This is a genomic window from Pseudomonas sp. NPDC098747 (assembly GCF_044760045.1).
Classification (GTDB): Bacteria; Pseudomonadota; Gammaproteobacteria; order Pseudomonadales; family Pseudomonadaceae; genus Aquipseudomonas.
In genome coordinates this window covers 1-13944 of record NZ_JBIWAL010000059.1, presented here as the reverse complement: position 1 = coordinate 13944, position 13944 = coordinate 1, and the positions used below count along the sequence as shown (strand labels likewise).

The window sequence follows — 13944 nt, the reverse complement described above, 5'->3', positions numbered from 1 at the left end:
TTGATATCCTCCCGGGCCTGCCGCAAATCGGCGGCGGCAGTTTAAACTGCGCCTTTGCGACGCTATTTGTCGCATTGCCGTAAACCCGGGAAAATCCGGGGTTGGCGCTATAAGAAGTTGTCGCCTGGCGGCAAGGCCGGGCTGAAAACTGTCCTTACAATCCCCCCATCGCTCGCCAGTTTCCGGCGGGTGGCCCTCATCAGGAGACTCCGATGTCCGTTGAGCATGCTGCGGTACAACGCGCCGATTTCGACCAGGTTATGGTTCCCAACTACGCACCCGCCGCTTTCATTCCTGTGCGTGGCGCCGGTTCCCGTGTCTGGGATCAGGCCGGCCGCGAGCTGATCGACTTCGCCGGCGGCATTGCCGTCAACGTATTGGGCCATGCGCATCCGGCGCTGGTCGGTGCCTTGACCGAACAAGCGAACAAGCTGTGGCACGTATCCAACGTGTTCACTAACGAGCCAGCCCTGCGCCTGGCGCACAAGCTGATCGACGCCACGTTCGCCGAACGAGTGTTCTTCTGCAACTCCGGCGCTGAAGCCAACGAGGCCGCGTTCAAGCTGGCCCGTCGCGTTGCATTCGACCGTTTCGGCAGCGAGAAGTACGAAATCATTGCCGCGCTGAACAGCTTCCACGGCCGTACCCTGTTCACCGTCAACGTTGGTGGCCAGTCGAAGTACTCCGACGGTTTCGGCCCGAAAATCACTGGCATCACCCACGTTCCTTACAACGATCTGGCTGCGCTGAAAGCCGCTGTTTCCGACAAGACCTGTGCGGTTGTCCTGGAACCTATCCAGGGCGAGGGCGGCGTGCTGCCGGCTGAACTGGCTTATCTGCAAGGTGCCCGTGAACTGTGCGACGCGAACAACGCGCTGCTGGTGTTCGACGAAGTGCAAACCGGCATGGGCCGTAGTGGCAAGCTGTTCGCCTACCAGCATTACGGCGTGACCCCGGATATCCTGACCAGCGCCAAAAGCCTGGGAGGTGGTTTCCCGATCGCAGCCATGCTGACCACCGAAGCGCTGGCCAAGCATCTGGTCGTCGGTACCCACGGCACCACTTACGGCGGCAACCCGTTGGCGTGCGCAGTGGCAGAAGCGGTGATCGATGTGATCAACACCCCTGAGGTGTTGGCTGGTGTCAACAGCAAGCACGACAAGTTCAAGGCTCGCCTTGAGCAGATCGGCGAGAAGTACGGCCTGTTCACTCAGGTGCGTGGTCTCGGTCTGTTGATCGGTTGCGTGCTGAGCGATGCCTGGAAAGGCAAGGCCAAAGACATTTTCAACGCCGCTGAACAAGAAGGTCTGATGATTCTGCAAGCTGGCCCGGACGTGATCCGTTTCGCCCCGAGTCTGGTGGTGGAAGATGCTGATATCGATGCCGGTCTCGACCGCTTCGAACGTGCCGCAGCGAAACTGACGCAAGCCTGATAGACCCTTCGACGCCTGAGCATTTCAGGCGCCGAACCAATTTTTGTTTCGGGCCAGATTGATTTGGGAATGAGCCCCTGTGGCGAGGGGATTTATCCCCGTTGGGGTGCGAAGCGCCCCTGAATCCGTGAACGCACAATTGAGTGCGCGGTGACTGGATTTAGGGCGGCTGCGCGACCCAGCGGGGATGAATCCCCTCGCCACAAACAGCTTTACCCCTGCTTCCCCTGGGAAGTGGCCCGGGATTTTCATCTTCTGTGAAATTTATAAGAGAAAGGAGTGACACCATGCTGGTGATGCGCCCCGCGCAAATGGCTGATCTGGGCGAGGTACAGCGTCTGGCTGCGGACAGCCCGATTGGTGTCACTTCCTTGCCGGATGACGTGGAACGTCTGAGCGACAAGATCGCCGCGAGCGAAGCCTCGTTCGCCGCCGAAGTGAGTTTCAACGGTGAAGAGAGTTACTTCTTCGTCCTCGAAGACACCAGCACCAGCAAACTGGTCGGCTGCTCGGCCATCGTTGCTTCGGCTGGTTATTCGGAACCGTTCTACAGCTTCCGTAACGAGACCTTCGTCCACGCTTCCCGCGAGCTGAAGATCCACAACAAGATCCACGTGCTCTCGCAGTGCCATGACCTGACCGGCAACAGCTTGCTGACCAGTTTCTATGTGCAGCGCGAATTGGTCGGCTCGCCGTGGTCGGAACTCAATTCCCGTGGTCGCTTGCTATTTGTCGCCAGCCACCCGGAGCGTTTCGCTGATTCGGTGGTGACCGAGATCGTTGGTTACAGCGATGAAAATGGCGACTCGCCGTTCTGGGACGCTATCGGTCGCAACTTCTTCGACCTCAACTACGCTGCGGCCGAACGCCTGTGTGGCTTGAAGAGCCGTACGTTCCTTGCCGAGCTGATGCCGCATTACCCGATTTACGTGCCGCTGCTGCCGGATTCCGCTCAAGAGGCGATGGGCCAGGTGCACCCGCGTGCGCAGATCACCTTCGACATCCTGATGCGCGAAGGCTTCGAGACCGATCACTACATCGATATTTTCGACGGTGGCCCGACCCTGCATGCGCGCGTTTCGGGGATCCGTTCGATCGCCCAGAGCCGGGTAGTGCCGGTGAAGATCGGCGAGCCGGTCAAAGGTGCCGGGCGTCAGTATCTGGTGGCCAACGCGCAGTTGCAGGATTACCGCGCCGTGTTGCTTGAACTGGATTACGCGCCGGGTAAACCGGTGACCCTGGATCTGGAAGCGGCCGAAGCCTTGGGCGTCGGTGAAGGTGCCAGCGTGCGCCTGGTGGCGGTTTAACGCCTTAGCGAGTTTTACGGGTGGCCGAAGGCGGCCCGTTTGAGGAGATAGCATGATTGTTCGTCCCGTACGCAGCAGCGATTTATCCGCGCTGATCGACCTGGCCCGCAGCACCGGCACCGGCCTGACAACCTTGCCGGCCAACGAAGAGCGCCTGACCCACCGGGTTGGCTGGGCCGAGAAGACCTTTCGCGGCGAAGCTGGCCGTGGCGATGCGGACTACCTGTTCGTGCTCGAAGACGACGACGGTCGCGTGGTGGGGATTTCTGCCATTGCCGGCGCGGTCGGTTTGCGTGAGCCTTGGTACAACTTCCGTGTCGGCCTGACCGTCAGCGCTTCGCAAGAGCTGAACATCTATCGCGAGATTCCGACGCTGTTCCTGGCCAACGACCTGACCGGCAACTCCGAGCTGTGCTCGCTGTTCCTGCACGCCGATTACCGCAACGGCCTCAACGGTCGCATGCTGTCCAAGGCGCGGATGCTGTTCATCGCCGAGTTCCCGGAGTTGTTCGGCAACAAGATCATCGCCGAAATGCGCGGTGTGTCCGATGAAGCCGGCCGCTCGCCATTCTGGGAAAGCCTGGGGCGTCACTTCTTCAAAATGGAATTCAGCCAGGCCGATTACCTGACCGGTGTCGGCAACAAGGCGTTCATCGCTGAACTGATGCCGAAATTCCCGCTGTACACCTGCTTCCTATCGGAAGACGCGCGCAATGTGATCGGTCAGGTTCACCCGGACACCGAACCGGCGCTGGCGATGCTCAAAAGCGAAGGCTTCAGCTATCAGGGTTACGTCGACATCTTCGACGCCGGTCCCGGGATTGAATGCGAGACCAGCAAGATCCGCGCGGTGCGTGACAGCGAAGCGCTGGTGCTGGCCATTGGTACGCCGGGCGATGACGCCACGCCGTTCATCATCCATAACCGCAAACGCGAAGATTGCCGCATCACCGCCGCGCCGGCCCGTCTGGCCGCCGGCACGCTGGTGGTCGATTCGCAGACTGCCAAACGTCTTCAACTCAACGCAGGCGACCAGGTTCGCGCCGTGGCGTTGTCCGCTGCTCGGGAGTCGAAATAATGAATTCGCTATACATCGCAGGTGAGTGGCTGGCTGGCCAGGGCGAAGCCTTTCAATCGCTGAACCCGGTGACCCAGCAAGTGCTGTGGTCGGGGGAGGGCGCGACTGCCGCTCAGGTTGAATCGGCGGTGCAGGCTGCACGTCAGGCGTTTCCGGGTTGGGCGCGTCGTACGCTGGAAGAGCGCATCAGCGTTCTTGAAGCGTTCGCCGCAGCGCTGAAAAACCACGCTGACGAACTGGCCCGCACCATCGGTGAAGAAACCGGCAAGCCAATGTGGGAAGCCGCCACCGAAGTCACCAGCATGGTCAACAAGATCGCGATCTCGGTGCAGAGCTACCGCGAACGCACAGGCGAGAAGAGCGGCCCATTGGGCGACGCCACCGCGGTATTGCGCCACAAGCCGCATGGCGTGGTGGCGGTGTTCGGCCCTTATAACTTCCCGGGTCACTTGCCGAATGGTCACATCGTGCCTGCGCTGCTGGCCGGTAACAGCGTGCTGTTCAAACCAAGTGAACTGACGCCGAAAGTCGCTGAGCTGACGGTCAAGTGCTGGATCGAAGCCGGCCTGCCCGCAGGCGTGTTGAACCTGCTGCAAGGCGCTCGCGAAACCGGCATCGCGCTGGCTGCTAACGCCGGCATCGATGGTCTGTTCTTCACCGGCTCCAGCCGCACAGGCAATCATCTGCATCAGCAGTTCGCCGGTCGTCCGGACAAGATTCTTGCCCTGGAAATGGGTGGCAACAATCCGCTGGTGGTCGATCAGGTTGCGGATCTGGATGCGGCGGTTTACACGATCATTCAGTCGGCGTTCATTTCTGCCGGCCAGCGTTGCACCTGCGCCCGTCGTCTGCTTGTGCCGCAAGGCGCGTGGGGCGACAGCCTGCTCAAGCGTCTGGTTGAAGTCAGCGCGACCATTGAAGTAGGAGCGTTCGATCAGCAACCCGCGCCGTTTATGGGCTCGGTGATTTCCCTTGGTGCGGCGAAAGCGTTGATGGACGCGCAAGAACATCTGTTGGCCAACGGCGCCGTGTCTCTGCTGGAAATGACTCAGCCACAGGCGCAATCCGCGCTGCTGACGCCGGGCATTGTTGATGTGACGGCGGTTGCCGAGCGTCCGGACGAAGAACTGTTCGGCCCGTTGTTGCAAGTGATTCGTTACGCCGATTTCGAAGCGGCGATCAGCGAGGCCAATGACACTGCTTACGGTTTGGCCGCTGGCCTGTTGTCAGATTCTGAAGACCGTTATCAGCAGTTCTGGCTGCAAAGCCGCGCCGGTATCGTCAACTGGAACAAGCAACTGACCGGTGCTGCGAGCAGCGCACCGTTCGGCGGTGTGGGTGCCTCTGGCAACCATCGCGCCAGCGCCTACTACGCGGCGGATTACTGCGCGTACCCGGTGGCGTCGCTGGAAACGCCGAGCCTGGTGATGCCTGCGACATTGACGCCTGGCGTGAAGATGGCGTGATGCCCATTCGCGAGCAAGCTCGCTCCCACAGGGAAATGCATTCCAATGTGGGAGCGAGCTTGCTCGCGAAGGCCTCACCTCGGTCTCAAAGAATTGTTACTCGATGCCTATAACAACAGATTCTCGTGGAGCCTCGCTGATGAAATCCTATGAAGTCAATTTTGACGGTCTAGTGGGGCCGACCCATAACTACGGCGGTTTGTCCTACGGCAACGTCGCGTCCCAGAGCAACAGCCAGCAATCCTCGAACCCGAAGGAAGCCGCGCTGCAAGGCCTGGCAAAAATGAAAGCGCTGATGGAAATGGGCTTTCAGCAAGGCGTGCTGGCACCGCAAGAACGCCCGGACGTGGCCGCACTGCGCCGTCTGGGTTTCAGCGGCAGCGACGCTCAAGTGATCGAGCGTGCCGCCAAAGAAGCGATGCCGCTGCTGGTTGCCAGTTGCTCGGCGTCGAGCATGTGGGTGGCCAACGCCGCCACCGTCAGCCCGAGCGCCGACACCGCTGACGGTCGCGTGCATTTCACTGCTGCCAACCTTAACTGCAAATACCACCGCAGCATCGAGCACCCGACCACCAGCCGCGTACTCGGCGCGATGTTCGCCAATCAGCAACACTTCGCCCATCACGCGGCTCTGCCTGCGGTGGCGCAGTTCGGTGACGAAGGCGCAGCCAACCACACGCGTTTCTGCCGTGAATACGGTGAGGCTGGCGTCGAGTTTTTCGTGTTCGGTCGCAGTGCCTTCGACAACCGCTATCCGGCGCCGCAAAAGTACCCGGCACGCCAGACTCTGGAAGCGTCGCAAGCTGTTGCGCGTCTGCACGGTCTGCGTGACGAAGGCGTGGTCTATGCGCAGCAGAATCCGAGCGTGATCGATCAGGGTGTTTTCCATAACGACGTGATTGCTGTGGGTAACGGCGAAGCGCTGTTCTATCACGAGGACGCGTTCCTCGACACCGAGCAGATGCTGGCCGAGTTGCAAGGCAAACTCGCCAAGGTCGGCGGCAATTTCCAGTCGATCTGTGTGCCGCGTTCGGCAGTCACCGTGGATGACGCAGTGCGGTCGTACCTGTTCAACAGTCAGTTGCTGTCGCGTCCTGACGGCTCGATGCTGTTGATCGTGCCGCAAGAGTGCCAGGCAAACGAGCGCGTGTGGAACTACCTGCAAGGCCTGACCAGCTCCGGCGGTCTGATCCGCGAAGTGAAGGTCTTCGACCTCAAGCAAAGCATGCAGAACGGCGGTGGCCCGGCGTGCCTGCGACTGCGCGTTGCGCTTAACGAAACCGAACTGGCGGCGGTCAACCCAGGGGTTATCATGACGGCACCGTTGTACGGTTCGTTAACCGCATGGGTTGAAAAGCACTACCGCGACCGCTTGAGCGAAACCGATCTGGCGGACCCGCAATTGCTGCTTGAATGCCGGACGGCACTGGATGAACTGACGCAAATCCTTAAACTGGGCGCGGTTTATCCATTCCAGATCAATTGATGGCCGGCGCGTCGCTTGAATGCTGCGCGCGGCTTGTCTCCCAAAGAGAGTAAAAACATGAGCGATTCCCTGCAGCTGATCCTTGAAGACACCGACGGCACGCAACTGGAAACTTCCTGCACCCGCGTCGCGGTCCTGTGGCAAGGCAAAGAGCTGTGGATCCAGCAAGACGGCCGCGGCCAACTGCTGATCGGCGTAGACGTCGAAGAAGGTGATGCCGAATACGCCAACCTGCTGTTGCGCCCATTGGCGACTAATCTGGTAAGTCTGCAACTGGAAATGGAACCGGCTGAAGTCGGCGACGACGAAGATCACGTGCACGGCCCGGATTGCAACCACGACCACTAAGGAAACCGCTCTATGCTCGCCCTCGGCAAACTGCTTGAACTGACCCTCGCCGGCCGCGAACCGGCGGAGAAGACTCAACTGACTGTCGAAGGCGTGCGCATGCGCTGGTTGAGCGAGGGGGCGCTGGAAGTCCGGCCTCCCGAAGCGCGTGACAATGGCCTGGACCTGCTGCTGTCGGCAGGCATCCACGGCAACGAAACAGCGCCGATCGAGTTGCTTGATCGACTGCTGCACGACATCGCTCGCGGCGATCTGAAGCCGCGCGCACGCATTCTGTTCCTGTTCGGCAACCCCGAGGCGATTCGCAAAGGCGAGCGCTTTATCGAGCAGGACGTCAATCGGCTGTTCAACGGCCGTCACGAACAAAGCAGCGGCAGCGAAGCGTTGCGTGCCTGTGAGCTGGAACGATTGGCGGCGGTTTTCTTCAGTCAGCCGGATCGCCAGCGTCTGCATTACGATCTGCACACCGCGATTCGTGGTTCGAAGATCGAGCAGTTCGCCCTGTATCCGTGGAAGGAAGGTCGCCAGCATTCACGGCTGGAACTGGCGCGTCTGCGCGCAGCCGGCATGGAAGCGGTGTTGTTGCAGAACAAGCCATCGATCGTGTTCAGCTCGTACACCTACGACAAGCTAGGTGCCGAGTCTTTCACGCTGGAACTGGGCAAGGCGCGGCCGTTCGGGCAGAACGACGGGGTCAACGTTTCCCTGTTGGAGACCCGTCTGCAGCAGATCATAGAAGGCACTGAGCCGGAGGTGGCCGCAGAAGGGCTGGACGGTTTGCAGCTGTTCAGCGTGGCGCGGGAAATCATCAAGCACAGCGATGCGTTCCACTTGAACCTGCCGCAGGACGTCGAAAACTTTTCGGAGCTGGAAGTGGGCTATGTGCTGGCCGAAGACCTGGCCAATACCCGCTGGATCATCGAAGAGCAGGGCGCACGGATCATCTTCCCCAATCCCAAGGTCAAGAATGGCTTGCGCGCGGGCATCCTGATCGTCCCGGCCACAGACGAAAACCTCGCCTGACTCGATCTTGGAGCTGACACAAAAAACTGTTGGAGCGAGCTTGCTCGCGAATGCAATCTGTCATTCAACATCTCTGTTGGCTGTCAGACCGCTTTCGCGAGCAAGCTCGCTCCCACAGTGGTTTTGAGTGAGATCAGATATCTCACTCATCAGCGGATCAGACCGCTACCGCACGCGGCTCACTACGGCGCAACGCGCGAACCTTTTTCAATGTATCCGCACACGTCTTCGCCGCTTCCTGACCCTTGTGCACAAAGTGCTCGAAGAAGAACTTCTGGTGTTCTTCGCCGGCATGGAAGTGGTGCGGGGTCAGTGACACCGAGAACACCGGCACCTCGGTTTCCAGCTGAACCTGCATCAGGCCGCTGACGACCGACTGGGCGACGAACTCGTGACGGTAGATCCCTCCGTCCACTACCAGGGCTGCCGCGACGATTCCGGAGTAACGCCCGGATTTGGCCAGCAGTTTGGCGTGCAGGGGCATTTCGAAGGCGCCGCCAACTTCAAAGAAGTCGATGTCCGATTCCTGATAACCCTGAGCGAGCATTTCCGCGACGAAGCCTTTACGGCTCTGATCAACGATTTCCTTGTGCCAGCAGGCCTGGATGAACGCGACGCGCTCGCCGTGAGGGTGTTTGCTTTTGCTGTCGATAGCGGTGGGTTGCATGTTCTGACTCCTGTTTGTGTGAAAAACAGGGCGTTATGAATCGAAAGGGATTCAAGGGTACGCACGCTCGCACGAATGCACGCGGACGGCCCTTTGGCGTTCATCCCGTTCTCTCTTCATCCGGACTATGACCGTCGGCCCCGGGATCACACCGGGTCTGCTGACCTTGCCTTCGATCACCGGCCAAAGCCGTGTTCGTCGCCAAGCGCTCGCGGGCTATGCGCATTGCGCGCAATTACCGCCGGTGGGGAATTGCACCCCGCCCTGAGAACGTTTTTGCCGCCCCTTTTTGGGCGACGAAGCGTTTTTAACACATATTTTCCAGCCCTGCACAGAACCTGTGGGAGCGAGCTTGCTCGCGAAAGCGGTTTAACATTCAACGCGGATGCTGACTGCGAATCCGCTTTCGCGAGCAAGCTCGCTCCCACATAGGCTGTGCGTTCTCAAGGAGTAAGGTGCCTTTTTCCTTGTTCAGGGCTTGATTAATCGGTGCGATGACCGCAGTAATTCAACTTCGTAAAGGGAATTCCCCTGCTGACTTGAGGCCAGGTTCATGAGTGTTATCGATCTTCGCAGCGACACCGTCACCCAACCGACTCCCGCCATGCTCGACGCAATGACTGCGGCGGACACCGGTGACGACGTCTACGGCGAAGATCCGACGGTCAATCGTCTGGAAGCGGAACTGGCAAAACGGCTGGGTTTCGCTGCCGCGTTGTTCGTGCCGACCGGCACCATGAGCAACCTGCTGGGGTTGATGGCGCATTGCGAGCGCGGTGATGAGTACATCGTCGGCCAACAGGCGCACACCTATAAGTACGAGGGGGGTGGCGCGGCCGTGCTTGGTTCGATCCAGCCGCAGCCGCTGGAAGTGCAGGCTGACGGCTCGCTTGATCTGGAACAGGTCGCGGCGGCAATCAAGCCAGATGACTTCCATTTCGCCCGGACCCGGCTTCTGGCGCTGGAAAACACCATGCAAGGCAAAGTGTTGCCGCTGGAGTATCTGGCCCGCGCGCGCAAATTCACCCAGGACAACGGTTTGCAACTGCACCTGGACGGCGCGCGGTTGTATAACGCAGCGGTCAAGTTGGGCGTTGATGCCCGGGAAATCACCCAGCACTTCGACTCGGTGTCGGTGTGCCTGTCCAAAGGCCTCGGCGCGCCGGTGGGCTCGGTATTGTGTGGTTCTGTCGAGTTGATCGGCAAGGCTCGGCGCCTGCGCAAGATGGTCGGCGGCGGCATGCGTCAGGCCGGATTGCTGGCGGCGGCGGGGCTGTATGCGCTGGACCACAACGTCGAGCGTCTGGCAGATGACCACGCCAACGCGCAATTTCTCGCCGAAGGCGTACGTAGCGCCGGTTTCAGCGTCGAGCCGGTGCAGACCAATATGGTTTATGTGCAGATGGGCGACAAAGCCGAGGCGATCAAGGCATTTGCCGCCGAGCGCGGGATCAAATTGAGCGCCGCCGCACGTCTGCGGATGGTCACGCACATGGACGTCAATCACTCGCAAATCCAACAAGTGATCGCGGCATTCGTCGAGTTTTCACGCAAGTGACAGCGTTACCCGTCCAATTGACCGTTTCTATCGTATAAACACGCTGTACCCCGCGCGCAGGGCCGATATAATGCGGCCCTTTGCCGTCGCTTCGTCTATTGACGTTTCGAACAGGCCTTTGGCCGCCGCCTCCGTGGAAGACCCTCATGCACAGCGCAGAAATCCGTGAAGCCTTCCTTCGCTTCTTCGAAGAGCAAGGCCACACCCGTGTAGCCTCCAGCTCTTTGATTCCGGGCAACGACCCAACCCTGCTGTTCACTAACGCGGGGATGAACCAGTTCAAGGACTGCTTCCTGGGCCAGGAAAAACGTGCGTACACCCGTGCGACGAGCAGCCAGAAATGCGTGCGCGCCGGTGGCAAGAACAGCGACCTGGAAAACGTCGGCTATACCGCTCGTCACCACACGTTCTTCGAAATGCTCGGCAACTTCAGCTTCGGTGACTATTTCAAGAAAGACGCGATCACCTTCGCGTGGACCTTCCTGACCGGCGTGCTGCAACTGCCGAAGGAAAAACTCTGGGTCACCGTCTACGCCTCGGACGACGAAGCGTATGACATCTGGACCAAAGAAATCGGTGTGCCGGTCGAGCGCATGATCCGCATCGGCGACAACAAAGGCGCGCCTTACGCGTCCGACAACTTCTGGACCATGGGTGATACCGGCCCATGCGGCCCCTGCACCGAGATTTTCTACGATCACGGCGACCACATCTGGGGCGGCCCACCGGGTTCACCGGAAGAAGACGGCGACCGTTACATCGAGATCTGGAACAACGTGTTCATGCAGTTCAACCGCACCGCCGATGGCGTGTTGCATCCGTTGCCAGCGCCGTCGGTCGATACCGGCATGGGCCTGGAGCGGATCAGTGCGGTGATGCAGCACGTCAATTCCAACTATGACATCGACCTGTTCAAGAACTTGCTTAAGGCTTCGGCCGAGGCAATCGGTTGCGAAAACGGCGACCAGTCTTCGTTGAAGGTTGTTTCCGACCACATCCGTTCGTGCGGTTTCCTGATCGCCGACGGCGTGCTGCCGTCCAACGAAGGTCGCGGCTACGTGCTGCGCCGGATCATCCGTCGCGCCTGCCGTCACGGCAACAAGCTGGGCGCCACCGGCAGCTTCTTCTACAAGATCGTCGCGGCGCTGGTTGCCGAGATGGGCGAAGCCTTCCCGGAACTGAAGAAGCAGCAGAGCAACATCGAGCGTGTACTCAAGGCCGAAGAAGAGCAGTTCTCCAAGACTTTGGAGCACGGCCTGAAGATTCTCGAGCAGGATCTGCTGGAACTCAAAGGCACCGTGGTGCCGGGCGACGTGGTGTTCAAACTCTACGACACCTACGGTTTCCCGATGGACCTGACCGCTGACATCGCCCGCGAGCGCAGCCTGACCGTCGACGAAGCCGGTTTCGAGCGTGAGATGGAAGCTCAGCGCGTCCGCGCACGTTCGGCCAGCTCGTTCGGTCTGGACTACAACACGTTGGTTAAAGTCGACGTGGCCACTGAGTTCACCGGCTACGCCGCGACCAGCGGTTCGGCGAAAATCGTTGCCATCTATAAAGAAGGCCAGTCGGTCGACGTATTAAGTGAAGGCGAAGAGGGCGTGATCGTTCTCAACCAGACGCCTTTCTACGCCGAATCCGGTGGCCAGATCGGCGACTGCGGTTTCCTTCAGGCCGGCAACGCACGTTTCGATGTGCGCGACACCACCAAGACTGGCGGCGCGTTCCTGCACCACGGCGTGTTGGCATCGGGCAGCCTGACCATTGGCGCGCCGGTTGAAACCCACGTTGATGCCGAAGTACGTCACGCCACTGCGCTGAACCACTCGGCGACGCACTTGCTGCACGCCGCATTGCGTCAGGTGCTGGGCGAACACGTTCAGCAGAAAGGCTCGTTGGTCGACAGTCAGCGCCTGCGCTTCGACTTCAGCCACTTTGAAGCGATCAAGCCTGAGCAAATCAAGGCACTGGAAGACATCGTCAACGCCGAGATTCGCAAGAACTCCGCGGTTGAAACCGAAGAAACCGACATCGAAACTGCCAAGAACAAAGGCGCGATGGCGCTGTTCGGCGAGAAATACGGCGACAACGTGCGCGTGCTGAGCATGGGTGGCGCATTCTCCGTCGAGCTGTGCGGCGGTATCCACGCCAACCGCACCGGCGACATCGGCCTGCTGAAAATCATCAGCGAAGGCGGTGTGGCATCGGGCGTGCGTCGTATCGAGGCAGTCACCGGTGCAGCCGCACTGGCCTACTTGAACGCTGCAGAAGAACAACTCAAGGAGGCGGCCAGCCTGGTCAAGGGCAGCCGCGACAACCTGATCGACAAGCTGTCGGCCGTGCTGGAACGCAACCGTCTGCTGGAGAAGCAACTCGAGCAGTTGCAGGCCAAGGCAGCCAGCGCTGCGGGCGACGATCTGTCGGCTTCGGCACTGGATGTCAAAGGCGTGAAGGTGCTGGCTGTGCGTCTCGACGGTCAAGATGCCAAGGCGCTGCTGGCGCTGGTTGATCAGCTGAAAAACAAACTCGGCCGCGCAGTGATCCTGCTCGGCAGTGTCCATGAGGAAAAGGTCGTTCTGGTTGCAGGCGTAACCAAAGACCTGACTGGCCAACTCAAAGCCGGTGATTTGATGAAACAGGCTGCTGCGGCAGTGGGCGGGAAGGGCGGTGGTCGTCCGGACATGGCGCAGGGCGGCGGTGTCGATGCCGGCGCGCTGGATGGCGCACTGGCGCTGACCGTCCCATTCGTCGAGCAGGGTTTATAAGACGGCGCATCGGGCCCGCAGTCTATTGGCGGGCCCGGTGGCTGTTCGAGTAATTATGGCGCCCTTCATGGGCTGAGGCGGCTTTGAAATGGCTTTGATCGTACAGAAATTTGGAGGCACCTCGGTCGGTACTGTCGAGAGAATCGAGCAGGTCGCCGACAAGGTTAAAAAGTTCCGCGATGCCGGCGATGACCTGGTGGTTGTGCTGTCTGCAATGAGCGGCGAAACCAACCGTCTGATCGATCTGGCCAAGCAAATCAGTGGCGACGGTCAACCGGTTCCGCGTGAGCTGGACGTGATTGTTTCCACCGGTGAGCAGGTGACGATTGCCCTGTTGGCCATGGCGCTGATCAAGCGCGGTGTGCCGGCGGTGTCGTACACCGGTAATCAGGTGCGGATCCTGACGGACAGTGCACACAATAAAGCGCGTATCTTGCAGATTGATGACCAGAAGATTCGCGGTGATCTGAAGACAGGCCGCGTTGTTGTTGTCGCTGGATTCCAGGGTGTCGACGAGCACGGCAATATCACCACGCTGGGTCGTGGCGGTTCCGACACCACCGGTGTAGCACTGGCTGCAGCGCTGAAAGCTGACGAGTGCCAGATCTACACCGACGTCGATGGTGTCTACACCACCGACCCGCGTGTCGTGCCGGTCGCTCAGCGTCTGGACAAGATTACCTTCGAAGAGATGCTGGAAATGGCCAGCCTCGGTTCCAAGGTGTTGCAGATCCGTGCGGTGGAATTCGCCGGCAAGTACAACGTACCGCTGCGCGTACTGCACAGCTTCAAAGCGGGTCCGGGCACCCTCAT

The 13944-nt window shown here is 60.0% G+C and carries 11 protein-coding genes and 1 riboswitch; of the genes, 10 read left to right on the top strand and 1 reads right to left on the bottom strand.

What is annotated here, in order from left to right; genetic code table 11:
* Positions 1 to 212: 212 nt before the first annotated feature.
* From ACIQVE_RS24965 to astE, 7 genes are all read left to right on the top strand, one after another.
* Positions 213 to 1433, top strand: coding sequence for an aspartate aminotransferase family protein (locus ACIQVE_RS24965; RefSeq protein WP_402813549.1), 1221 nt, complete (start codon positions 213 to 215; stop codon positions 1431 to 1433).
* Between the two features lie 287 nt (positions 1434 to 1720).
* Positions 1721 to 2740 (top strand): arginine/ornithine succinyltransferase subunit alpha, encoded by a 1020-nt coding sequence (gene aruF / locus ACIQVE_RS24960; RefSeq protein WP_402813546.1) that lies wholly within the window; start codon positions 1721 to 1723, stop codon positions 2738 to 2740.
* Positions 2741 to 2792: 52 nt separating this feature from the next.
* Positions 2793 to 3818 (top strand): arginine N-succinyltransferase, encoded by a 1026-nt coding sequence (gene astA / locus ACIQVE_RS24955; protein WP_402813543.1) that lies wholly within the window; start codon positions 2793 to 2795, stop codon positions 3816 to 3818.
* On the top strand, positions 3815 to 5284 hold the full coding sequence (gene astD / locus ACIQVE_RS24950) for a succinylglutamate-semialdehyde dehydrogenase (RefSeq protein ID WP_402813577.1): 1470 nt from the start codon (positions 3815 to 3817) through the stop codon (positions 5282 to 5284). The genes astA and astD overlap by 4 nt, the downstream gene beginning before the upstream one ends.
* Positions 5285 to 5423: 139 nt before the next feature.
* Positions 5424 to 6770 (top strand): N-succinylarginine dihydrolase, encoded by a 1347-nt coding sequence (gene astB, locus ACIQVE_RS24945; RefSeq protein ID WP_402813540.1) that lies wholly within the window; start codon positions 5424 to 5426, stop codon positions 6768 to 6770.
* Between the two features lie 57 nt (positions 6771 to 6827).
* Positions 6828 to 7118: a topoisomerase II gene (locus tag ACIQVE_RS24940; protein ID WP_150604280.1), complete on the top strand. Its 291-nt coding sequence runs from the start codon at positions 6828 to 6830 to the stop codon at positions 7116 to 7118.
* Positions 7119 to 7130: 12 nt separating this feature from the next.
* Positions 7131 to 8141: a succinylglutamate desuccinylase gene (astE, locus tag ACIQVE_RS24935; protein WP_402813537.1), complete on the top strand. Its 1011-nt coding sequence runs from the start codon at positions 7131 to 7133 to the stop codon at positions 8139 to 8141.
* A gap of 157 nt (positions 8142 to 8298) precedes the next feature.
* On the opposite strand, the gene ACIQVE_RS24930 is transcribed toward astE, so the two are convergent.
* Positions 8299 to 8808 (bottom strand): 6,7-dimethyl-8-ribityllumazine synthase, encoded by a 510-nt coding sequence (locus ACIQVE_RS24930; protein WP_402813534.1) that lies wholly within the window; start codon positions 8806 to 8808, stop codon positions 8299 to 8301.
* Positions 8809 to 8911: 103 nt separating this feature from the next.
* Positions 8912 to 9084: riboswitch (FMN riboswitch) on the bottom strand.
* A 277-nt stretch (positions 9085 to 9361) separates the two neighbouring features.
* Here ACIQVE_RS24930 and ltaE point away from each other — a divergent pair.
* From ltaE to ACIQVE_RS24915, 3 genes are all read left to right on the top strand, one after another.
* Positions 9362 to 10366 carry a low-specificity L-threonine aldolase gene (ltaE, locus tag ACIQVE_RS24925; RefSeq protein WP_402813531.1) on the top strand — a complete coding sequence of 335 codons (1005 nt, stop codon included), beginning with the start codon at positions 9362 to 9364 and terminating at the stop codon, positions 10364 to 10366.
* A gap of 146 nt (positions 10367 to 10512) precedes the next feature.
* A complete protein-coding gene (gene alaS, locus ACIQVE_RS24920; protein WP_402813529.1) occupies positions 10513 to 13131 on the top strand; it encodes an alanine--tRNA ligase in 2619 nt (872 codons plus the stop codon).
* 88 nt (positions 13132 to 13219) lie between these two features.
* Positions 13220 to 13944, top strand: a 725-nt coding sequence (locus tag ACIQVE_RS24915; RefSeq protein WP_402813526.1) for an aspartate kinase, incomplete at its 3' end; no start/stop codon positions are given.